Source organism: Nocardia otitidiscaviarum NBRC 14405 (assembly GCF_000308635.1).
Taxonomy (GTDB): Bacteria; Actinomycetota; Actinomycetes; order Mycobacteriales; family Mycobacteriaceae; genus Nocardia; species Nocardia otitidiscaviarum.
This window is the reverse complement of sequence record NZ_BAGD01000077.1, coordinates 1-23,045: the sequence shown is the minus strand read 5'-3', so window position 1 is coordinate 23,045 and position 23,045 is coordinate 1. Positions and strand designations below refer to the sequence as shown.

Sequence of the window (23,045 nt, the reverse complement as noted above, 5' to 3'; positions counted from 1 at the left end):
GTAATGGTGCCCTAACTTCGCCCCCGCTACAGCCCGAAGCTGCCCCGCCCCCGTCGGCGCAGGTACTTCTCGAATTCCGCGGCGATGGCATCCCCGTCGATCTTGGACATGGCGTCGTTGAGATCGACGTCCGCGTCGCCGCGCTCCTCGAGCGAGCGCACGTACTCGGTGATCTCCTCATCGCTCGAGGTCATCTCGTTGACGGTTTCCTCCCACTCCTCGGCCTGCTTGGGCAGACCGCTGAGCGGCACCTCCACGTCGAGCACATCCTCGACGCGGTGCAGCAGGGCGATCACGGCCTTCGGATTGGGCGGCTGCGAGACATAGTGCGGAACGGCGGCCCAGAACGACACCGCCGGGACCCCGGCCTTGACGCAGGCGTCCTGCAGGACGCCCGTAATACCGGTCGGTCCCTCGTAGCGGGTCTGCTCCAGATTGAATCGCTCCGCGGCCTCCTTGCTGTACGCGGTCCCGGTGACGGGAACCGGCCGCGTATGCGGGGTATCGGCCAGCAGCGCGCCGAGGATCACCACCGTCGACACCCCGAGCTGTTCGACGAACTCGAGGATGTCGTCACAGAAACTGCGCCACCGCATATTCGGTTCGACACCGCGGAGCAGCACCACATCGCGTTCGCTGCCGGGCGGCGAGCACACCGACAGCATGGCGGACGGCCACTGGATCTCACGGGTGACACCGTCGACCTGGCGGACGGTCGGGCGGTTCACCTGGTAGTCGTAATAATCCTCGGAGTCGAGTTCGGCCAGCGGTTGCGAGTCCCAGATGAGTTCGAGGTGTTCCACCGCTCCACTGGCGGCATCGGCGGCATCGTTCCAGCCTTCGAAGGCCGCGACGAGGACCGGATCCCGCAGGGTGGGGAGGTCCGTCTCGGCAGGCACCGGGGGTTCACTGGCGTTCACCCGGTCAGCCTACGGTGTCGGCCGGGATGACGCGCCAACGACGCGCACCTCCGGGACACGCCGACGCCGCCCACGGTGTGACGTGGCGAACGTGTCGGCGGCGAGGCGCGCGGACACGCCGCGTCCCACAGCGTGGACCGGCGGCACCGGGGCCCGGATTGTCGGGACAGACCACTACTCTTGAGTACATGTCTGTGTCCCCCCGCGCCGAGTTCGACACCACCCTACTCGACACGCTCCGCAAGCGTGTCGTGATCGGCGACGGTGCGATGGGCACCATGTTGCAGGCGGCGGATTTGACCCTGGACGACTTCCGGGGACTCGAGGGCTGTAACGAGATCCTCAACGAAACCCGCCCCGACGTGCTGCGACATATCCACCGCGCGTATTTCGAGGCCGGCGCCGACGCGGTCGAGACCAACACCTTCGGCTGCAATCTGCCCAACCTGGCCGACTACGACATCGCCGATCGCATCCGCGATCTGTCCGAGCGCGGCACCCGCCTGGCGCGCGAGGTCGCCGACGAGATGGGACCCTCCGCCGACGGCACGCCCCGCTACGTGCTGGGGTCCATGGGGCCGGGCACCAAGCTGCCCACCCTCGGGCACGCGCCCTACGCCTCGCTGCGCGACGCCTACACCGAGGCCGCCCTCGGCATGCTCGACGGCGGCGCGGACGCCATCCTGGTGGAGACCTGCCAGGACCTGCTCCAGGTGAAGGCCGCCATCGTGGGCAGCCAGCACGCCATGGCGCGGGCGGGCCGCCGCATTCCGATCATCACCCACGTCACCATGGAGACCACCGGCACCATGCTGGTCGGTTCCGAGATCGGCGCGGCGCTCACCGCCATCGAACCGCTCGGCGTGGACATGATCGGCCTGAACTGCGCCACCGGCCCGGACGAGATGAGCGAGCATCTGCGGCATCTGTCCAAGCACGCCGACCTGCCGGTCTCGGTCATGCCGAACGCGGGCCTGCCGGTACTGGGCGCGAACGGCGCCGTGTACCCGCTCACGCCGGAGGAACTGGCCGTGGCCATGCGGCAGTTCGTCTCCGAATTCGGGCTGGCGCTGGTCGGCGGCTGCTGCGGCACCACGCCGGAGCACATCCGCCAGGTGGCCGAGGCGGTGCGCGAACTCACGCCCGCGCACCGGACGCCCGAGCACGAACCGAGCGTGTCGTCCATCTACACCTCGGTGCCGTTCGAGCAGGACGCCTCCATCCTCATGATCGGCGAGCGCACGAACGCCAACGGCTCCAAGGCGTTCCGCGAGGCCATGCTGGCCGAGGACTGGCAGAAGTGCCTGGATATCGCCAAGGACCAGACCCGCGACGGTGCGCACATGCTCGACCTGTGCGTGGACTACGTGGGCCGTGACGGCACCAAGGACATGCGGGAGCTGGCCAGTCGCCTGGCCACCGCGTCCACCCTGCCGATCATGCTCGACTCCACCGAAACCCCGGTGCTGCAGGCGGGTTTGGAACACCTCGGTGGGCGCTGCGCGGTCAACTCGGTCAACTACGAGGACGGTGACGGACCCGATTCGCGGTTCCAGCAGACCATGCGCCTGGTCGCCGAACACGGCGCCGCCGTGGTGGCGCTGACCATCGACGAGGAGGGGCAGGCGCGCACCGCCGAGAAGAAGGTCGAGATCGCCGAACGCCTCATCGCCGATATCACCGGCAACTGGGGACTGGCCGAATCCGACATCATCATCGACACCCTGACCTTCACCCTCGGCACCGGTCAGGAGGAGTCGCGGCGCGACGGCATCGAAACCATCGAGGCCATCCGCGAACTCAAGCGCCGCCACCCGAATGTGCAGACCACCCTGGGCCTGTCGAATATCTCCTTCGGTCTCAACGCCGCCGCCCGGCAGGTGCTGAACTCGGTGTTCATGCACGAATGCGTCGAAGCCGGACTGGATTCGGCCATCGTGCACGCCTCCAAGATCCTGCCCATGAGCCGGATTCCCGAGGAGCAGCGCCAGACCGCGCTGGATCTGGTCTACGACCGCCGCGGCGAGGACTACGACCCGCTGCAGAAACTGATGGCGCTGTTCGAGGGCGTCTCGGCGGCCTCCTCCAAGGCTTCGCGCGCGGAGGAACTGGCCGCGCTGCCGCTGTTCGAACGCCTCGAGCGCCGCATCGTCGACGGTGAGAAGGCCGGTATGGAGGCCGATCTCGACGCGGCCATGCGCGAAGTGCCGCCGCTGCGGATCATCAACGAGACGCTGCTGGCCGGGATGAAGACCGTCGGCGAGCTGTTCGGCTCGGGCCAGATGCAGCTGCCGTTCGTGCTGCAGTCCGCCGAGGTGATGAAGGCGGCCGTGGCGCATCTGGAACCGCATATGGAGGCCACCGACGACTCCGGCAAGGGGCGCATCGTGCTGGCCACCGTCAAGGGTGACGTGCACGACATCGGCAAGAACCTGGTCGACATCATCCTGTCCAACAACGGCTACGAGGTGGTCAACCTCGGCATCAAGCAGCCGATCGCCACCATTCTCGACGCCGCCGTGGACAAGAAGGCCGATGTGATCGGCATGTCGGGGCTGCTGGTCAAATCCACGGTGATCATGAAGGAGAACCTGGAGGAACTCAACGCCAAGGGGGTGGCCGAGCAGTTCCCGGTGCTCCTCGGCGGTGCGGCCCTGACCCGCGCCTACGTGGAGAACGATCTCACCGAGGTGTACGAGGGCGATGTGCACTACGCCCGCGACGCCTTCGAAGGGCTGCGGCTCATGGACGAGATCATGACCCGCAAGCGTGGCGGCGGCCCCGATCCGGATTCCCCGGAGGCCATCGCCGAACGGGAGAAGGCCGCCGAACGCAAGGCCCGCCACGAGCGTTCCAAGCGCATCGCCGCCGAACGCCGCGCCAAGGAGACGCCCATCGAGGTGCCCGCGCGTTCCGACGTGGCCGCCGATCTGCCCGTGGCGGTGCCGCCCTTCTGGGGCACCCGCGTGGTGAAAGGGCTGTCGGTACAGGAGTATTCGGGCCTGCTCGACGAGCGGGCGCTGTTCCTCGGGCAGTGGGGGCTGCGCGGCCAGCGCGCCGGAGACGGACCCACCTACGAGGAGCTGGTGGAGACCGAGGGCCGCCCGCGGCTGCGGTACTGGCTCGACCGGCTCACCGCCGAAGGCGTGCTCGCGCACGCGGCGCTCGTCTACGGCTACTTCCCGGCGGTCTCCGAGGGTGACGATGTGATCGTGCTCACCGAGCCGGATCCCGATGCGCCGCAGCGGTATCGATTCACCTTCCCACGCCAGCAGCGCGACCGGTTCCTGTGCATCGCCGACTTCATCCGCTCCCGGGAGCTGGCGCGCGAGCGCGGCCAGGTGGATGTGCTGCCGTTCCAGCTGGTCACCATGGGTCAGCCCATCGCCGATTTCGCGAACGTGCTGTTCGCGGAGAACAACTACCGCGACTATCTGGAGGTGCACGGCATCGGGGTGCAGCTCACCGAGGCAATGGCCGAGTTTTGGCATCGCCGTATCCGGGAAGAGCTTGTGCTGGAAGGACATTCGGTCGCCGACGAAGACCCGGCCGATGTGCTGGATTACTTCAAACTCGGATACCGTGGAGCACGTTACTCCTTCGGCTACGGGGCCTGCCCGGACCTCGAAGACCGCGCCAAGCTGGTGGACCTGCTGGAAGCGGGCCGCATCGGAGTGACGCTGTCGGAGGAGTTGCAATTGCATCCGGAGCAGTCGACGGATGCGTTCGTACTGCTGCATCCGGAAGCGAAGTACTTCAACGCATAGGATTTTCGGAAGTTTTCCGGGCTATCGCGCAGAGTTGCAGGGTGGGCTCGGCGTGACGCCAGCAGGAGGGGTACAACCACATGACGGCAGACCGGCTGATTGCGGGACGGTATCGGCTCACGGATCCGATCGGCACCGGTGCGATGGGAGTCGTGTGGCGTGCGACCGACGTGCGCCTGCGGCGCACGGTCGCGGTCAAGCAACTGCTGCTGGGCCCCGGGCTGTCCCGATCCCAGGCCATCGAGGCCCGGATGCGGGCCATGCGCGAAGGGCGGATCGCGGCGCGACTGCACCACGTCAACGCCGTCACCGTCTTCGACGTGGCCGAGGAGGACGGCCAGCCGTGGCTGGTCATGGAGTACGTGAACGCGCCCAGTCTGGCCGCCGTCATGCGGGAGCAGGGGCCGCTGCCGCCCACCCAGGTCGCCCGGATCGGGGCCAAGGTGGCGGCGGCGCTGGCGGCGGCCCATGACGCGGGCATCGTGCACCGGGACGTGAAACCCGCCAATATCCTCGTCGCCGACGACGGCACCGTGAAGATCACCGACTTCGGCATCTCGCGGGCCGTGGGCGATGTGACCGTCACCTCCACCGGATTCCTCGCGGGCACACCGGCATATCTCTCGCCGGAGGTGGCGCGGGGTGAGAATCCGGAACCGTCCTCCGACGTGTTCGCGCTCGGCTCCACGCTGTACGCGGCGGTGGAGGGCACGCCACCCTTCGGTGAGGGCGAGAACCCCCTTGCCGTGCTGCACTCGGTGGCGCGCGCCCGGGTGCCCGAAGCCCGGCGGGCCGGACCGCTCGGCCCGGTGCTCATGGAGTTGCTCGCGGCCGAAGCCGATGCGCGGCCGACCATGAAGCAGGCGCACGAGGCGTTGGAGGCGGTGGCCGAGGGGCGCGGCGTGCCCGCGCACGCGCATCCGAATCCGACCAAGGTGCTGCCGACGGCCGCCGCCGTATCCCCGGACGCGGCGGAGACCACGGTGCTGACGAATTCGCACGGTGTGACGGGCAACAGCACCGATCCGACCATGCATGTGGACATGGGTACGCCCGCGAGGCACACGGGTGCGGGGACATCCGAGCGCCCGGCGAGCGGTCCGCTGCCGGTGGTGCCGAATTCCGGTGCGGCGCAGGGGACGCGGCGCGACCGTCGGCGGCTCGCGCTGGCCGGAGTGGGGGTGGTCGCGGCGCTGTTGCTCGCCGCGGTGATCGCCACCACCGTGAACCGCGGTGGGGGAGTGGAGAATCCGCCCGTCGCCACCGGCACGTCGGAGGTCGCGCCGCCGGTCGCCGGTACCTCGAGCGCCGCGCCGACCTCACCCGCGGTGATCGGTCAGGCCGACAGCCAGGAGCCGTCGCGCACCGCCGCGCCGACCACGACCACCGCGCCGCCGTCCACCACCACGAGTGCGAATCCCACCACGACGACCGTGACCACCACGCCGACCACGACGCCGCCGACCACCACCCCGGCCCCGCCGAATCCGGGCAATGTCAGTGCGTTCGTGCGGAACTACTACGGCATGCTGCCGGGCAATGTAAGCGGTGCGTGGTCCATGCTGTCACCGTCGTACCAGGCGGTCACCGGCGGCTACAACAGTTACGCGCAGTTCTGGGGCACCATCGCCGAGGTGCGCGTCGGGGCGGTCACGCCGCAGGGTGACAACCGGGCCGTCGTCTCGATCACCTACGTCCTGAAGAACGGTTCCACCGACAGCGAGAACCGCTGGATCCAGGTCGACAACAGCGGTGGCCGTATGCTCATCACCGCCTCCGGCCTCTGACCACCGACCCCGAGGAGTTGCTCCGATGACCCGCCCGGCCGCCGTGCTCTGGGATATGGACGGCACCCTGCTCGATTCGGAGAAGCTCTGGGATATCGCCGTGCGGGAACTCGCGGCCGAACTCGGCCGCGAGATGACGGACCAGATCCGGCACGCTCTGATCGGCGCGTCCGGACCCAACGCACTGCGCATCATGTTCAACGGCCTGGGCTTGGACCCGACCCCGGCGGCCCTGGGCGAAGCGGGCCACTGGCTGGAAGCCCGCGTCACCGAACTGTTCACCACCGGCGCGATCCCCTGGCGGCCGGGCGCCCAGGACGCCCTGGCCGCCCTCGCCGCCGCGGAGGTGCCCATGGCCCTGGTCACCAACACCAAACGCTCGCTCACCGAATTCGGCCTGGACACCCTGGGCCGCCACCACTTCCACAGCTCCGTCTGCGGTGACGAGGTGCCCCACGGCAAACCGGCCCCCGACATCTACCTGCGCGCCGCCGAACTGGTCGGCGTCGCCCCCGAACACTGCGTGGCCATCGAGGATTCCCCGACCGGCGTCCAGGCCGCCGAGACCGCGGGCTGCCCGGTCCTGGTCGTCCCCTGCGAAATCCCCGTCCCCGCCCGCGACGGCCGTGTCTTCCGCGACTCCCTCATCGGCCTCACCGTCACCGAACTCGGCCACCTCGCCGCCGGTCGGCCACCGGCCTGAGGGCCGCGCGGCGGTCACACACCGGCGTGAGGGCCGCCCGGTACGGCGGGCGGCAGCGTGACGGTCGGTGGTCGGCCACCCTGATCGACGAGTGCTTCCCGATCACACCCCGTGCCCAGGGGCGACATTGCCGCCGGTGACCAGTGTGAGCACCTCCTGACCGCGGACATCGTGCACGGCTCCGCTGGCCCCGTGCAGGACACCCTGCGATCCGATGACGGCCATCGGCCCGAGCGTCGCACCGGCCTCGACGGGACTGCCGATCGCGGCGCTCAGCAGCGGAACACCCTCCCGGATCGACGATTCCGGGACGAGCACGACATCGTCGGCGGCGCCGAGGATCTGCGGAAGCAGATGGGCGTCGACGGTGCCGACGTTCACGGCCTCGGCCATGGTGTGGGCGGGGACCGTGACCGGCTCGCCGGCCTTGAAGGACTCGTAGACCGTCGGCGCGTTCTCCGGGCAGGCTATGAGGACCGTGCGGCGTCCGCCCCAGATCTCCTCGAAATCTCGCACGACCTGTGCGGCCGAGGCGACCGTACCGCCACCGGCGGGCAATACCAAGGTGCTGGCGGAGGGCCGCAGCGACAGCATGTCGTGGACGGCGGTGCCCAGCGCGGCGACCGAGTCGTGCGCCGACACGTCCAGAAACCGACCTCCCTGTTCCTCAGTGAGGCGTTTGGCGTGCGAGTAGGCGTCGTCGTAGGACGAGCCGTGCCGGATCACCGTCGCGCCGCGCTCCTCGAGCTTCGAGATCTTCACGGCGGACGTGTTCTCGGGTACCACCGCGATCACCGGGATACGACGGCGGCCCAAGGCCCCCGCGTAGGCGATCGCATGATTGCCCGACGATGCGATGCGAACCGGCACCCCCGGGGGCAGATCGTTCAATTTCGAGGTCACGACGCGCGCGGCCCGCTCCTTGATGGACTTGGTGCCGGGCCACTGATTCTCCAGCGCGATATAGAGTTTCGAGTGCGCGAGCGCATCCAGATCGGGGGAGTTGACGATCTTCGGCTCCGGCAGGCGGCCCTCGGCGATGTCGGCCAGGGCGTGCCAGCGCTCACGGCTCGTCGGCGCGCGCAGTTCCGGCGGTGGCGGAAACTTGATCGTCTTCGCGACGAAGGTGTCCACGACGGGGAGGTCGCGGGCGGGTTCGCGGAGACGCTCCTCGGACGCCGCGCGTAGCCGCCGGGAGACGCCGGACGCCGCCGATTCCAGCGCCGACGAGACCTGCCGAACCACTCGCTGAAACGCTCTTGCGAGGTCACTGGGCACGCCGCATGGAAGCACGGGCGGGTGCGTGTCTCCAGGAGCGGGAGTAGCCCGAGGAGCCGGCCGCTCCCTGGCAGCCTCCACCGCCGCGCGGGTGCGCGTTGCTACGTTGGGCGGATGACCCCTGCGCGGATCGTCATCGTCGGGAGTGGTTTCGCCGGAGTGGAGTGCGCTCGGACGTTGGAGCGGACGCTGCGGCCGGGGGAGGCCGAGGTGACGTTGGTCGCGCCGGATGACGCGGCGCTGTATCTGCCGCTGCTGCCGCAGGTGGCGGCGGGGGTGCTGACCGCGCGGGCGGTCTCGGTGTCATTGCGGCGAGTGCTGCGGCGGACCGAGATCGCGCCGGGCATGGTGGTGGGCGTGGAACCGGATGCGCGTCGGTGCGTGGTGCGGCGGCTGCGGTCCGGACTGGAGTACGCGCTCGACTACGACCACCTGGTGCTCACGCCCGGCAGCATCACCAGGGTCATGGATGTGCCGGGTCTGCGCGAGTACGGGTTCGGGATGAAGACCCTGGCCGAGGCCGTGTACCTGCGCGACCACGTGCTGCGCCAACTCGATCTGGCGGCGGTCGCCGATACCGAGGCGGAGCGGCGCGAACGGTCGACCTTCGTCGCCATCGGCGCGGGCTACGCGGGCACCGAGACCGCCGCGGTGCTCAATCGGCTCACCAAAGCCGCCGCGCGGCAGTACTTTCCGCGCCTGGACCCGACCACGGTGCGGTGGCACCTCATCACCCACGGCGACCACATCATGCCGGAACTGGGCAAACGGCTCGGAGCCGATGCCAAGCGGCGGCTGGCGCGGCGGGAGATCGACTTCCGACCCGGGGCGTCGGCGGCCGAGGTCACCGAGCGGTCGGTCACCCTCACCACCGGAGCCGTGATCCCGACCCGCACCGTGCTGTGGAGCGCGGGCGTCGCCCCCAGTCCGCTGGCCGCCCACCTGGGCGCCGAGACCGCCCGCGGTCGGGTGGTCGCGGCCGCGGATCTGACCGTCCCCGGCCTGGCGGGGGTGTGGGCCTGTGGTGACGCCGCCGCCGTCCCGGACCTGTCCACCGGCGGCGACGCCGTCTGCGCGCCCACCGCCCAGCACGCCAGCCGCCAGGGCCGCCGACTGGCCCGCAACCTCACCGCCACGCTGCGCGGCGCTGCGCGCACCCCGTACCGGCACCGCGATCTCGGCATGGTGGTCGACCTGGGCGGCCGCGACGCCCTCGCCCGCCCGCTCGGCATCGGACTGCGGGGCGTCCCCGCGCAGTTCGTCACCCGCGCCTACCATCTGCTGGCCCTGCGCACCGTGGTGGCCCGCACCCGCACCGTCTTCGACTGGACCCTGCACGCGCTGGCCGGTGACGACTTCCTGCGCATCGGCTACACCGACCGAATCGCCCACACCATCGGCGATTTCGAGCAGACCGGCCACTATCTGTCACCCCCGGAGGTCGCCGCGGCGCTGGCCCGCGCGGCGCATCCGGCTGATGGCCGCCGCACGCAATAGTGCGCCGTCCATCGTGCGTCGGACCGACGGCGATCTCCGCTCGCATGAATTCTGTTGGGATGCAATAAAACTCTCTGACCGCGTCAGGTGACCGATTCCAGCGAATCCCTGGCGCGCCGACGCCCCTCTGGTGAGAATGGTCGGCATGGTTACGAGCGGGGGTTGGACCGACGCGTGCCCATCCACTGGCGATGGGATGGTGGATGATTCGGTGACCGAGGTGGTGGACACCGAGCGCTACCCGCTGGACGCGCCCGGCGGTGCGGGCTGGCTGCGGGCCGTGCGGGCGGCGCGCGCCGACTTGGCGGCCGACGGGTGCAGCGTGCTCACCGGATTCGTGCGCCCGGAGTTCCTGGAGACACTGCGCGCCGAGGGCGCGGAACTGGCCCCGCGGGCCTACTACACCGTCGAACGGGTCAACGCCTACAACATCCCGCTGGACGCCGAACTACCCGAGGGTCATCCGGGCCGCATCGTGCTCGAACGCGGAAACGCCTTCGTGGCAAGGGATCTCATTCCGGCGCACACGCTGATTCAGCGGCTCTACGCCAGCCCGGTGTTCCAGCGGTTCGTGGCCGACTGCTTCGAGCTCGAGCAGCTGCACGAGTACACCGACCCGCTGGCGGGACTCTGCCTGAACGTGGTCGCGCCGGGCATGTCGCACCCCTGGCACTTCGACACCAACGAATTCACCGTCAGCATGCTCACCCAGCGTCCGGAATCCGGCGGCGTCTTCGAATACTGTCCGGGCATCCGAACCCCAGAGGCGGAACATCTCGACGACGTGCGTGCCGTGCTGGAAGGCAAGGGGGAGAACCTGATTCGCCGCCTCGACCTGCGCCCCGGGGATCTGCAGCTGTTCCAGGGCCGCTACTCGCTGCACCGGGTGACACCGGTCACCGGCGCGGCGCAGCGGCACACCGCCATCTTCGCCTACAGCCGGACCACCGGGGTGATCGGCACCGCGGAGCGCAGTCGGCAGCTGTTCGGCCGGGTGCTGCCCGCACACCTCGGCGACGCGACAGCCGTACGCAGCGATCGACTGCTGGATTGAGTGCTCGACCAAGAAGGAGAACACGTGCCGGTTTCGTTGCACAGCACCGGGAAAGCCTCGTTCGACCACATCTACGACCGGCCCGATCCACGCGAGTATTACGCGCGGATGGCCGAATTGGACTACTGCATACCGGAACTGGCGACACCGCACTTCGCGAGCCTCATCGCCGACTACCGCGCCGCCACCGGCATCGCCGCCCCGACCGTGCTGGATCTGGGCTGCTCCTACGGCGTGAACGCGGCCCTGCTGCGCCTGGGCATCAGCATGGCCGAACTCACCGAGCACTATCGAGACTCCGACGGCGACGGTGACGATGGAGCCGCCGCCCTCATCGCGCGCGACCGCGCCCGCCTCACCGCCGCCGACCGGCTGCCCGGCGTTCGCTTCATCGGCATGGACGCCTCCCGCCCGGCACTCGACTACGCCCGCGCCGCCGGACTGCTGCACGACACCGTGCACGCCGACCTGGAAGCCGCCGACCCCACCGAGGCGCAGCGCGCCACCCTGGCCACCGCCGACCTCGTCATCTCCACCGGATGCGTCGGCTACATCACCGACCGCACCCTGCTGCGGGTCGCCCGCGCGCATGGCGGAAAGCTGCCCTGGATGGCGCATTTCGTGCTGCGCATGTTCTCCTTCGATCCGATCGCCGCGCGGCTGGCCGAACTCGGCTACCGCACCGAACGCGTACCCGGGTCGTTCCGGCAGCGCCGCTTCGCGGCCGCCGACGAGCGCACCCAGGTCCTGAATACCTTGGCCGACAATGGCGTCGACACCGAGGGGCACGAATCCGACGGCTGGCTCTACGCGCAGCTCTACGTGTCTCGCCCGTCCCCGACCCTATCCTTCGACCACGAGGACCTCTCTTGAGCGAACCGACCTTCGCCCACGACGACCAGCTGCCCCGGGTGCCGCTGCCCACCCTGGAGGACAGCTGCACGCGGTTTCTGCACTGGTGCGCACCGCTGCTCACCGGCGATGAATACGCGGCCACCGCCGCCGCGGTCGAGCTCATGCTCCGCCCCGACAGCCCGGCCCGTGCGCTGCAGGCCGACCTCGAGCGCTACGACAGCACTCCCGGGGTGGGCAGCTGGCTGGACGAATTCTGGCCCTCGCGCTACCTGGGGCGACGGGACCGGATCGCGCTCAATGCCAACTTCTTCTTCCTGTTCCGCGACGACACCGTGCTCGCCGCCGCCACCGCCGCCGATCAGGCCGAGCGCGCGGGGGCACTGGTGAGCGCCGCGGTGAGCTACAAACTGCAACTCGACGCCGAGCAGGTTCCGCCGGCGACCCAGCGCGGACAGCGGCTGAACATGGCGCAGAACAAGTTCCTGTTCTCCGAGACGCGGATTCCCGGCGATCCGCAGGACGGGGTGCGGGTGCCCTACAGCCCGGAGTGGCCGGGTCCGTCGCAGGCCCGGCACATCGTGGTCTGCTACCGCGGCAATATGTTCCGCATGGATGTCATCGGCCCGGCCGGTGCCCCCTACGCTCCCGGCGATATCGTCGACGGCCTGCGTTCGGTCATGAAGGCGGGGGCGCGGCGCGCGCCCATCAACACCTCGCCCGGACACCTGACCACCATGGCTCGGGCCGACTGGGCGCGGGTGCGCGGGGCGCTGCGCGCGGTGCCGGTGAACGTCGCGGCCCTCGACACCATCGAGACCGCGCTGTTCCTCGTCTGCCTGGAGGATTTCGCGCCGCGCGACACCCAGCAGGCGTGCGATCAGCTGCTGCACGGGGACAGCGGCAACCGCTGGTTCGACAAGGCGGTGTCCTTCATCGTCTTCGCCGACGGCACCGCCGGGATCAATGTCGAGCACTGCGGACTGGACGGCACCACCATCCTGTCCTTCGTCGACGCGCTGTTGGAGACGCCGGTGGCCGAGCACGCCGCCCGGTCGGGCGCGCAGCCGCAGGGCATGCCCGCGGTCGAACCCGTCGTCTTCGCGCTCGACGACGACCGCAAGCGCGAGATCGCGAGCGCGGCGGCGTCGTTCGCACAGTACGCGGCCGACAACGCCACCTCGACGGTGTCCTTCGCCGATTTCGGCACCGGTCGCGCCAAGCAGCTGGGCATCTCCCCGGATGCCTTCGCCCAGCTCAGCTATCAGCTCGCCCACCAGCGCAGCAAGGGCATGATCGGGGCCACCTACGAATCCATCGCCACCCGCCACTTCCGCAACGGCCGTACCGAGGCCATGCGCGTGGTCACCCCGGAGATCGTGGAATTCATCGCCGCCATGGAGGATTCGGACGCCGACCCGGAGCGGCGGCGGCAGGCGCTGCGGGCCGCCGCGGACGCCCATGTGGCCCGCGCCAAGGAGTGCCAGCGTGGGGAGGCGCCCGAACAGCATCTGTGGGAGCTGCAACTCATCCAGCGCCGCCGCGGTGAGCAGCTGGGCGCGACCGATCCGATGCCGTTCTACGACAGCCCCGGCTGGCGCATCACCCGCGCCGACTACCTGAGCACCAGTTCCGCGCCGTCGGTGAACATCCAGTACTTCGGTTTCGGCTCCACCAGCCCCACCTGCATCGGCGTCGCCTACGTCATGCTGCCCGATCGCTGGAACCTCTACCTCGCCACACCCAAATCCGTTGCCGCGCAGATGCACACCTTCGCGAGCAATCTGCGGGCGGCCGTGACCGAGCTCACCGAGCTGCTGCACGCCGCGGCGCCGACGCGCGGCTGAGTTCCGCCCGACCGGCACCACGATGTGCCGGTCGGGCGGGGTACCGGACCGCTGGCGGGCGTGGCCGCGACACCGCCCGCAGCGGCCGGAACCGGTTCCCGCCGGCGGGCATGGGCCGGGCGGGCAGGCCCGGCAGCGGTGGGCCGCCCCTGGTCTGCGAGAATGTTTGCTCGTGAAATCTTTCGAAGCCCTGTTCGCCGAGCTGCAGGATCGTGCCGTCAACCGACCCGAGGGGTCGGGCACCGTCGCCGCCTTGGACGCCGGCGTGCATGCGCAGGGCAAGAAGGTGCTGGAGGAGGCCGGGGAAGTCTGGCTGGCCGCCGAGCACGAGAGCGACGAATCGCTCGCGGAGGAGATCTCGCAGCTCCTGTACTGGGTGCAGGTGCTGATGGTGGGCCGCGGACTGCGGCTCGAGGACGTGTACCGACATCTGTGACGCGCCGAATCGCCGTACACGCCGTACGGCCGAACCCCACTCGACCGCCGTCCGCACGTCCCCCCACCCGTCCCGAAAGGACACCCTATGCTTCGCGTCGCCGTCCCCAATAAGGGCGCCCTCTCCGAATCCGCCGTCGCCATCCTGAGCGAGGCGGGCTACCGCAAGCGCACCGATTCCCGCGATCTGAGCGTCCTCGATCCCGCCAACCAGGTGGAATTCTTCTTCTTGCGGCCCAAGGACATCGCCATCTACGTCGGCTCCGGTGAGCTGGACCTCGGCATCACCGGCCGCGACCTCGCCCTCGACTCCGGTGCGCCGGTGCAGGAGCGGCTCTCGCTCGGCTTCGGCCGCTCCACCTTCCGCTACGCCGCCCCGGCGGGACGCGAATGGAAGGTCGAGGACCTCTACGACAAGCGCATCGCCACCTCCTATCCGAATCTGGTGCTCGCGGATCTGGCCGCGCGCGGGATCGAGGCCGAGGTCATCCGCCTCGACGGCGCGGTGGAGATCTCCATCCAGCTCGGTGTGGCCGACGCCATCGCCGATGTGGTGGGTTCGGGCCGCACCCTGCGCCAGCACAATCTGGTGGCCTTCGGCGACTCGCTGTGCGATTCCGAGGGCGTGCTGATCGAGGCGAAGGGCGCGGACCAGCGCGACAAGGCGCGCAACCAGCTGGTGGCCCGGGTCCAGGGTGTCGTCTTCGCCCAGCAGTACCTGATGCTCGACTACGACTGCCCCAAGACGCTGCTCGACGCCGCCGTGGCGATCACCCCCGGACTGGAGTCGCCGACCGTCTCCCCGCTCACCGATCCGGACTGGGTGGCGGTGCGGGCGCTGGTCCCGCGCAAGAGCGGCAACGAACTCATGGACCGGCTCGCGGATCTCGGCGCGAAGGCCATCCTGGCCACCGACATCCGCTCCTGCCGCGCCTTCTGAGCACGGCCGCATCCCGCACAACCACATCACGATTCAGCACCCGCCGTGGCGATGCGCGGCGGGTGCTTGCTAGCGTGGCCTCGCGTCATCTTGCTTCACCCGTGTCATATCGATCGCTCGAACGACACCACGGAGGCTCGATGTTCATTCTGCGGAAGTCCTGCGTCGCAATCGTTCTCGGCACCGCCGCGGTCCTGACGGCCGTGCCGGGCGGTCCGGCGGCGGCCGAGGAGCTGCCCTGTCCCGCCCACGATCTCGGCGAGACCGTCATCTGGGACTGGACCCACCTGGCCATCTGCGATGACGGACGCTGGACCGTCCGCGCCTGCGCGCCCGGTACCACGGCGCGCCAGGACGACTCAGGCCACGCCTTCTGCGCTTGATCCCGCTGGGTCCGATTCCGCCGCGCCCGATCCCGCGACACCCGGATACGGCGGCGGGGTGCCGCCGAATTCCGGGCACAGGGCACGGTAGTCGCAGTAGTCGCACATCCAGCCCCGGTTGGGTGGGAAGTCGCCGGTCTTGGTGGCAGCGTCGATGGCCGCCCACAGCGCCGACACGATGCGCTGGAAGCGGCGCAGCTCGTCGGCATCCGGTTCATAGGTGAGCGTCTGCCCGTCGGCCAGGTAGAGCAGTCGCAGCTGGGCGGGCACCACGCCGCGGGTGTGCAACAGGACCAGCGCGTAGAACTTCAACTGGAACAGCGCGCGGGCCTCGTAGGCCGGGGCGGGGGAGCGGCCGGTCTTGTAGTCGACGATGTGCAGGGCGTCGTCGGCCGCCCGGTCGATGCGGTCCACGATGCCGCGCACCGGCGAACCGTCGGGCAGTTCGGTTTCGAGGAAGAACTCCACCGACTCCGGATCGACGGTGGTCGGGTCCTCCAGCGTGAAGTACACGCGGACGAGGTCGGCGACCTCGGCCAGCAGCACCGGCAGGCCGCCGTCGGCCACCACGTCGGCCACCTCGGGCCGGTCGGCGATCAGGCGGGTCCACGCGGGCTCGACGAGAGCTGCGGCGGCCTCCGGTAGCCGATCGGTCGCCGGGAGGCCGAACAGGGCCTCGAGGACGGCATGCACCAGGGTGCCCCGCACCGCCGCCGTGGACGGTGGTTCCGGTATCCGGTCGATTGCCCGCAACCGGTATTTGAGCGGGCATTGTTTGAAATCGATTGCCCGCGAGGGCGACAGCGCGAGCGGCCGCCCCACGAACGGTTCGGTGGGCGGGGGCGTACCGCCCGCGGAATCCGGGGTCGTGGACGCGGGCACCTGCATACCTGGCAGGCTAAACCCAGGCACCGACAGGGTGCGGTGGACGACCGCCGTGGCGACAGCGCGGCAAATGTGAGACAGGAGATACATGACGGCCAGACGGACCGGCCCCTTCCGCAGCGGTGACCGGGTGCAGCTGACCGACGCCAAGGGCCGCCAGCACACGGTGATCCTGGAGGAGGGCAAGGAGTTCCACACCCACAAGGGGCAGATCCGCCATGACGACCTCATCGGTGTCGACGAGGGCAGCGTGGTGAACTCCGCCAACGGCACGCCGTATCTGGCGCTGCGGCCGCTGCTCACCGACTACGTGCTGTCCATGCCGCGCGGCGCGGCGGTCATCTACCCCAAGGACGCCGCCCAGATCGTGCACGAGGGCGACATCTTCCCCGGTGCGCGGGTGCTGGAGGCCGGTGCCGGATCGGGTGCGCTCACCTGCTCGCTGCTGCGCGCGGTCGGCCCCGAGGGCAGGGTCATCTCCTACGAGGTGCGCGACGACCACGCCGAACACGCGGTCAAGAATGTCGAGAAGTTCTTCGGGGAACGCCCGGCGAACTGGGACCTCACCGTCGCCGACCTCGCCGAATACTCCGGCGACCAGGTCGACCGCGTCATCCTCGACATGCTCAAGCCCTGGGATGTCCTGGACACCGTGTCCAAGGCGCTCATTCCCGGCGGCGTGCTCATCGTCTACGTGGCCACCGTCACCCAGCTCTCCGAGGTGGTGGAGGCGCTGCGCCGCCAGCAGTGCTGGACCGAACCGCGCGCCTGGGAGTCGCTCATCCGGCCCTGGCACGTGGTCGGCCTCGCCGTGCGGCCCGAGCATCGCATGCAGGGGCATACGGCCTTCCTGGTGAGCGCGCGGCGACTGGCCGACGGGGTGGTGGCCCCCAAGCCGCAGCGGAGGCCGTCCAAGGGCTGAGGGCCGTGGCGATCACCCGTTGTCCGGCGCACCGTGCCGATCGGTGCGCGGACCGCGGGGTGCTACGGCTGGCAGGCGGCGCGCGCCATGCCGAGGATGGTGCACGCGGAGGCGTCCGAGATCTTCCAGGTGCCGTCGTCGTACTCCCAGGTCATGGCCACGCCGGGCATGGTGCCGTGCGGGCTGGTGACATCCACGTCGGCGTCGGCGCGGTCGCCGTCCTGGCGCACCTCGGTGACGGTGAAGGAGACCTGGTAGTTGGCCAGGCCCTGATTCATCCGCTCGATGAGCGCGACCCGCTGGTCGCCGTCGGTGACGAGTTTCGCCTTGTCCGCGGCGGGAACCGCCGGATCGGCGAATGTGGTCAGCGTGGACTGCAATTCCGCCGCGCTGGCGGCGGGTGTGGCGGCATGATCGTCAGGTGCGACCGTGGTGGCCGAAACGCTGCCGGAAGCGGTCGTGGACCCGGAATCGGTGTCGTCCGAGCCGCAGCCCGCCAGGGTGCCGGTAACGGCGAGGGCCGCCGCGACGGTAGCCACGGAAACACGAAGCGTCCTTGTGGCGTTAACCCGGTAGCGGGTACGACTGCTGGGAAGGAGCATCGATAGCACCCTTTCGGCTCGGTCGGCGAAATAGCTCGCCGGAAACAGGTTAGGGCAGGCTAACATGGTCGTCCGGCCCGGTGACCGCAGCCTAGATGTGATCACGACGAAACCATGTCGGAAAGCGGGAACGGCTTGTCCCCGGTAGCGTTGATAGACCGGGACTGGGAGGAGCAGCATCATGAGCCCCATCGAACATTCGGATTCGGCAGCCTGGAGGGAACTCGAGGTAGTACGCGCCGAGGCGGCTGCACTCCGGAGGCAACTCGCCGACACGCCGGATCGCACACGGGAATTGGAAGCCCGGGTGGATTCGCTGACAATTCGCAACACCAAGCTGATGGACACCCTCAAGGAGGCGCGGCAGCAACTGGTCGCCCTGCGCGAGGAAGTGGACCGCCTCGGGCAACCGCCCAGCGGCTACGGCGTTCTCATCGGGGTGTACGACGATCAGACGGTCGACGTGTTCACTTCTGGGCGCAAGATGCGACTGACGTGCTCACCGAATATCGACACCTCCGAACTCACCTACGGTCAGACCGTGCGCCTCAACGAGGCGCTGACCGTCGTGGAGGCCGGACATTTCGAGGCCATCGGTGAAATCGGCACGCTGCGCGAGATTCTCGACGACGGCCGCCGCGCCCTCGTGGTCGGCCATGCCGACGAGGAGCGCGTGGTGTGGTTGTCCGGACCGCTGTCGGGTCTGGTCGACGTCGACAATCTGGATGATCCGGATTCCCCGATTCGCAAACTGCGGCCGGGTGATTCGCTGCTGGTCGACACCAAGGCGGGCTTCGCCTTCGAGCGCATCCCCAAGGCCGAGGTCGAGGACCTCGTGCTGGAAGAGGTGCCCGATGTCGACTACGAGGACATCGGCGGCCTGTCGCGCCAGATCGAGCAGATCCGCGACGCGGTGGAACTGCCGTTCCTGCACAAGGATCTGTTCCGCGAGTACGCGCTGCGGCCCCCGAAGGGTGTGCTGCTCTACGGCCCGCCCGGTTGCGGTAAGACCCTGATCGCCAAGGCCGTGGCCAACTCCCTCGCCAAGAAGATCGCCGAGGCGCGCGGTGAGGATGCCAAGGAAGCCAAGTCGTTCTTCCTCAACATCAAGGGCCCCGAGCTGCTCAACAAGTTCGTGGGTGAGACCGAGCGCCACATTCGCATCATCTTCCAGCGGGCCCGCGAGAAGGCCAGCGAGGGTACTCCGGTGATCGTGTTCTTCGACGAGATGGACTCCATCTTCCGCACCCGCGGCTCCGGCGTCTCGTCCGATGTGGAGACCACGGTGGTGCCGCAGCTGCTGTCGGAGATCGACGGCGTGGAGGGCCTGGAGAACGTCATCGTGATCGGCGCGTCCAACCGCGAGGACATGATCGACCCGGCCATCCTGCGCCCCGGCCGACTCGATGTGAAGATCAAGATCGAGCGCCCGGACGCCGAAGCCGCGGCCGACATCTTCTCCAAGTACCTGACCGACGAATTGCCGCTGCACGCCGACGATCTCAACGAGTTCCCCGGCGACCGCGGCAAGTGCGTGCAGTCCATGATCGAGCGGGTCGTGGAGCGGATGTACGCCGAGAGCGAGGACAACCGCTTCCTGGAGGTCACCTACGCCAACGGTGACAAGGAGGTCCTGTACTTCAAGGACTTCAACTCCGGCGCCATGATCCAGAACATCGTGGACCGGTCCAAGAAGTACGCCATCAAGTCCGTCCTGGAAACCGGTAACCCGGGCCTGCGGCTCCAGCATCTCTACGATTCGATCGTGGACGAGTTCTCCGAGAACGAGGACCTGCCCAACACCACGAATCCCGATGACTGGGCCCGCATCTCGGGTAAGAAGGGCGAGCGGATCGTCTACATCCGCACCCTGGTGACAGGCAAGAACGCCTCGGCCAGCCGGGCGATCGACACCGAGTCGAATACGGGGCAGTACCTGTAGCCTGTAGTCCCTACGACACGCACGGGGCGCGCTTCCTTCGGGAAGCGCGCCCCGTCGCCGTCATCGGGTCGGGTGCGCGGGCCGCCCCCGATCATGGCTTCGACCGTCGTAGCTGTCGCCGCCTCGGCGGGGCCGCGTCACCCGCGCGGCATATCGCCGTCGGCGGCGTCCAGTTCGGCCAGGATGGCGCGCAGCGATGCGCGGTGCCCGGGGGACAGGCGGGCGAACAGATCGCGGGCGGCGCGGCGGCGGGCGTCGGACATGCGGGTCAGTACGGCGCGACCGGAGTCGGTGAGCGCCACCAGGGTGGCGCGGCGATTGGCCGGATCGGTGGCACGGTCGACCCAGCCTGCGGCTTCCAGGGCGTCGACCACGGTGGTGGCGGAGCGGGGCACGATACCCAGGCGTTCGGCGAGTGCGGACATGCGCAGCGGTTCGGCGCTGTGGCCGAGAATGCGCAGGGCGCGCGCCTGGGCGGGGGTGAGGCCGAGTGGGGCGAGGTCGGCCTGCTGGGCGCGGCGGATGCGGCGGGCGGTGCGCAGGAACAGCTCGGGCAGGTCGTCCTCGATGGCCTCCGTCATATTTGTGAGCATAGATCAATGTTCTGGGGAACAATATTGAGTCAAGCTCAGTTATAGCGGGGGTTCCCGTGGGAAGGAGGGTGCCGATGGCCGCCCGATCCGAACTTCGCCGGATCATCCGGCTCTTCCGCCCCTATCGGGCGCGTCTCGCGCTGGTGGGCGCACTGGTCGGCCTGTCGTCGCTGGTGGGTCTGGCCTCGCCGTTCATGCTGCGCGCGGTACTCGACGACGCGCTGCCGCACGGCCGCACCGAGCTGTTGGCCCTGCTGGCGCTGGGCATGATCGCGGTGGCCGCGCTCACCTCGGTCTTCGGGGTCTGGCAGACCTATCTGTCCACCACGGTGGGGCAGCGCGTCATGCACGATCTGCGCACTGCCGTCTATGCGCGCTTGCAGTCCATGCCATTGGCGTTCTTCACCGCCACCCGCACCGGCGAGGTGCAGTCGCGCCTCGCCCACGACATCGGCGGCATGCAGTCGACCGTCACCTCCACGGCGACCTCGCTCATCGCCAACTTCACCTCGGTGCTGGCCGCCGTCGTCGCCATGTTCGCGCTGGACTGGCGGCTGACCCTGATCTCGCTGGCCATGCTGCCGTTCTTCGTGTGGATCAGCCGCCGGGTCGGGGCCGAGCGGCGGCGCATCACCGCGCAGCGGCAGCGGCAACTGGCCGCCATGTCGGCGGTGGTGGAGGAATCGCTGTCGGTGAGCGGAATCCTGCTGGGGCGCACCATGGGTCGCGCACCCGCCCTGGTCGACGATTTCGACCGGGAGTCGCGGTCACTGGTGGATCTGGAGATCCGGGCCGGGATGGCGGGGCGGTGGCGGCAGTCGACCATCACCATCGTCATGGCGGCCATGCCCGCGGTGGTGTACTGGGCGGCCGGGCTGACCGCCGCCGCCGGGACGCCGCTGGTGTCCATCGGCACGCTGGTGGCGTTCACGACCTTGCAGGCGGGACTGCTGCGGCCCGCCGTCATGCTGCTGTCCACGGGCGTGCAGGTGCAGAGCTCGCTGGCGCTGTTCACCCGCATCTTCGAATACCTGGATCTGCGACCGGATATCACCGAACCCGAGCGGCCGGTCCCGCTGCCGGTGGCGGGCGTGACCGGCGCGGTGCGGTTCGAGCGGGTGGGTTTCGGCTACGACGCCGACCGAGAGGTGTTGCGCGATATCGATATCGACGTCCCGGCCGGTAGCGGCCTGGCGATCGTCGGTGAGACCGGTTCCGGGAAGACCACTCTCGGCTATCTGGTGGCGCGGCTCTACGACGCCACCTCGGGTCGGGTGACCATCGACGGTATCGATGTGCGCGAGTTGAGTTTCGCCGACCTGGCCGCGGCCGTGGGGGTGGTCTCGCAGGAGACCTACCTGTTCCATGCCACGGTGGCCGAGAATCTGCGCTTCGCCAAACCCGATGCCACCGACGAGGAACTGCGCGTTGCGGCACGGGCGGCCCGGATCCACGACCATATCGCGAGTCTGCCGCAGGGCTACGACACCCTGGTCGGAGAGCGTGGCTACCGGTTCTCCGGCGGTGAGAAGCAGCGCCTCGCGGTGGCCCGCGCCATTCTCCGCAATCCGCCGATCCTGGTCCTGGACGAGGCCACCAGCGCCCTGGACACCCGCACCGAACGCGAGGTGCAGGACGCCATCGACGCCCTGTCGGCCGGACGCACCACCATCACCATCGCACACCGGCTGTCGACGATTCGCGACGCGGACCAGATCGTGGTGCTCGACCGCGGCCGGGTGGTTGAACGTGGCACCCACGAGGAACTGCTCGCGCGCGGCACCGCCTACGCCGATCTGCTGACGCGCGACGGCGTGCTCGCACCGGGCATGACGGTCCGGCCGGGCACGGCATCGCTACCGAACCCGGCGTCGCCGCCAGGCGCGGGATCGGCCGCGCATGCAAGATCGGTCAGGGACGCGGAATCGGTCGGCGACGCGGGATCGGTCGGGGACGCGGAATCCGTGGCGGGCGCGGCATCGACGGACCACCCGGCGTTGGTGCGCTGAGGACTTTCCGGCGGGTTGTGGCGGGTCAGCTGATCCCGGGGAGGTAACCCGGGTACACGAAGTGGCTGGGACCGCCGCCGGGCTGCGACGACCCGGTGATGTTCGGGAAGTTGAACGGCAGGCGGGCCAGCTTGTGCGGATTACCGTCCTGATCGGCCTGGTAGCACTCCATGATCACGCCGTGGAAGGCGGTGCACACGATGCGGGTGCTGTTGCCGTAGGGCGAGGTCAGGCGGTAGCCGGTGTTCAGCGGATTCCAGTAGTCGAGATCGGTGGGGGTCAGGAACCCCTCGGCCTCGAACACCGAGACCGGGCTGTTCGGCTGCTGCACCGGCCATTCGTCGGCGGCGGCCGTACCCGTACCCAGGGCCAGGGCGGCTCCGGCGGTGACGGCGGCGGTCGCGGTGATGCGGGTGACGCTGCGGGCAAACGAAGTCATCGGCTCTCCCACTGTCTGCTGATCGGGTCGCTTTCGGTCGATCGGCGGTATGCCATTGCTGGGGAATCGAGGCTCGATCATGCCGCTGTTACGGGTGTCCGCGCTACCGATCGCGCGAATTCGCACCCCGTTCCGGTCGCTGTACTGCGCGATCACCGTAACTAGCCGACCTGCCGGGGTGATGTAGTTC

General features: G+C 69.2%; 18 protein-coding genes and 1 pseudogene. 13 read left to right on the top strand and 6 right to left on the bottom strand.

Annotation, left to right across the window (positions count from 1 at the left end):
* Positions 1-26 precede the first annotated feature (26 nt).
* The gene (locus ON31_RS15985; protein WP_029923554.1) at positions 27-920 is read right to left on the bottom strand and encodes a PAC2 family protein; all 894 of its coding nucleotides are present in this window, start codon (positions 918-920) and stop codon (positions 27-29) included.
* Positions 921-1,108: 188 nt separating this feature from the next.
* Here ON31_RS15985 and metH point away from each other — a divergent pair, with 188 nt between their 5' ends.
* The 3 genes from metH to ON31_RS15970 all read left to right on the top strand — a co-directional run bounded on the left by metH (position 1,109) and on the right by ON31_RS15970 (position 7,177).
* Positions 1,109-4,687, top strand: a complete 3,579-nt coding sequence (gene metH, locus ON31_RS15980; RefSeq protein ID WP_039814542.1) for a methionine synthase — start codon at positions 1,109-1,111, stop codon at positions 4,685-4,687.
* Between the two features lie 80 nt (positions 4,688-4,767).
* The gene (locus ON31_RS15975; protein WP_039814541.1) at positions 4,768-6,474 is read left to right on the top strand and encodes a serine/threonine-protein kinase; all 1,707 of its coding nucleotides are present in this window, start codon (positions 4,768-4,770) and stop codon (positions 6,472-6,474) included.
* Between the two features lie 25 nt (positions 6,475-6,499).
* Entirely contained in the window at positions 6,500-7,177 is a 678-nt protein-coding gene (locus ON31_RS15970; RefSeq protein WP_039814539.1) for an HAD family hydrolase, read from the top strand.
* Between the two features lie 102 nt (positions 7,178-7,279).
* Here the strand turns inward: ON31_RS15970 and ON31_RS15965 are convergent, their stop codons facing one another.
* Positions 7,280-8,422 (bottom strand): pyridoxal-phosphate dependent enzyme, encoded by a 1,143-nt coding sequence (locus tag ON31_RS15965; RefSeq protein ID WP_039814538.1) that lies wholly within the window; start codon positions 8,420-8,422, stop codon positions 7,280-7,282.
* 147 nt (positions 8,423-8,569) lie between these two features.
* Between ON31_RS15965 and ON31_RS15960 the strand changes: the two genes are divergently transcribed.
* The 7 genes from ON31_RS15960 (at position 8,570) to ON31_RS15930 (ending at position 15,463) form a co-directional block, all read left to right on the top strand.
* Positions 8,570-9,952, top strand: a complete 1,383-nt coding sequence (locus tag ON31_RS15960; protein WP_039814536.1) for an NAD(P)/FAD-dependent oxidoreductase — start codon at positions 8,570-8,572, stop codon at positions 9,950-9,952.
* Positions 9,953-10,163: 211 nt separating this feature from the next.
* Positions 10,164-11,006: a HalD/BesD family halogenase gene (locus ON31_RS15955; RefSeq protein ID WP_255222130.1), complete on the top strand. Its 843-nt coding sequence runs from the start codon at positions 10,164-10,166 to the stop codon at positions 11,004-11,006.
* Between the two features lie 24 nt (positions 11,007-11,030).
* A complete protein-coding gene (locus ON31_RS36240; RefSeq protein ID WP_051037337.1) occupies positions 11,031-11,879 on the top strand; it encodes a class I SAM-dependent methyltransferase in 849 nt (282 codons plus the stop codon).
* Entirely contained in the window at positions 11,876-13,705 is a 1,830-nt protein-coding gene (locus ON31_RS15945; RefSeq protein ID WP_039814549.1) for a choline/carnitine O-acyltransferase, read from the top strand. Before ON31_RS36240 ends, ON31_RS15945 begins: the two co-directional genes overlap by 4 nt.
* Before the next feature lie 172 nt (positions 13,706-13,877).
* On the top strand, positions 13,878-14,141 hold the full coding sequence (locus ON31_RS15940) for a phosphoribosyl-ATP diphosphatase (RefSeq protein ID WP_029923562.1): 264 nt from the start codon (positions 13,878-13,880) through the stop codon (positions 14,139-14,141).
* 87 nt (positions 14,142-14,228) lie between these two features.
* On the top strand, positions 14,229-15,080 hold the full coding sequence (gene hisG / locus ON31_RS15935; protein WP_029923563.1) for an ATP phosphoribosyltransferase: 852 nt from the start codon (positions 14,229-14,231) through the stop codon (positions 15,078-15,080).
* 140 nt (positions 15,081-15,220) lie between these two features.
* On the top strand, positions 15,221-15,463 hold the full coding sequence (locus ON31_RS15930; RefSeq protein WP_029923564.1) for a hypothetical protein: 243 nt from the start codon (positions 15,221-15,223) through the stop codon (positions 15,461-15,463).
* On the opposite strand, the gene ON31_RS15925 is transcribed toward ON31_RS15930, so the two are convergent.
* Positions 15,440-16,351 (bottom strand): RecB family exonuclease, encoded by a 912-nt coding sequence (locus tag ON31_RS15925; protein WP_081592487.1) that lies wholly within the window; start codon positions 16,349-16,351, stop codon positions 15,440-15,442. The genes ON31_RS15930 and ON31_RS15925 overlap by 24 nt on opposite strands.
* Positions 16,352-16,436: 85 nt before the next feature.
* On the opposite strand from ON31_RS15925, the gene ON31_RS15920 reads away from it, so the two are divergent.
* Positions 16,437-17,270 (top strand): tRNA (adenine-N1)-methyltransferase, encoded by an 834-nt coding sequence (locus ON31_RS15920; protein WP_039814532.1) that lies wholly within the window; start codon positions 16,437-16,439, stop codon positions 17,268-17,270.
* Between the two features lie 62 nt (positions 17,271-17,332).
* Here ON31_RS15920 and ON31_RS15915 read toward each other — a convergent pair whose 3' ends face one another.
* Positions 17,333-17,809, bottom strand: coding sequence for a WKL family lipoprotein (locus ON31_RS15915; RefSeq protein ID WP_081592486.1), 477 nt, complete (start codon positions 17,807-17,809; stop codon positions 17,333-17,335).
* Between the two features lie 244 nt (positions 17,810-18,053).
* Here ON31_RS15915 and arc point away from each other — a divergent pair, with 244 nt between their 5' ends.
* The gene (gene arc, locus ON31_RS15910; RefSeq protein ID WP_029923568.1) at positions 18,054-19,814 is read left to right on the top strand and encodes a proteasome ATPase; all 1,761 of its coding nucleotides are present in this window, start codon (positions 18,054-18,056) and stop codon (positions 19,812-19,814) included.
* Between the two features lie 137 nt (positions 19,815-19,951).
* On the opposite strand, the gene ON31_RS15905 is transcribed toward arc, so the two are convergent.
* Positions 19,952-20,395, bottom strand: a complete 444-nt coding sequence (locus tag ON31_RS15905) for a MarR family winged helix-turn-helix transcriptional regulator (protein ID WP_051037332.1) — start codon at positions 20,393-20,395, stop codon at positions 19,952-19,954.
* An 86-nt stretch (positions 20,396-20,481) separates the two neighbouring features.
* On the opposite strand from ON31_RS15905, the pseudogene ON31_RS15900 reads away from it, so the two are divergent.
* Positions 20,482-22,206: pseudogene (locus ON31_RS15900) on the top strand (ABC transporter ATP-binding protein); the annotation flags it as partial.
* Between the two features lie 235 nt (positions 22,207-22,441).
* Here the strand turns inward: ON31_RS15900 and ON31_RS15895 are convergent.
* Entirely contained in the window at positions 22,442-22,855 is a 414-nt protein-coding gene (locus tag ON31_RS15895; RefSeq protein WP_039814528.1) for a hypothetical protein, read from the bottom strand.
* Between the last annotated feature and the right edge of the window lie 190 nt (positions 22,856-23,045).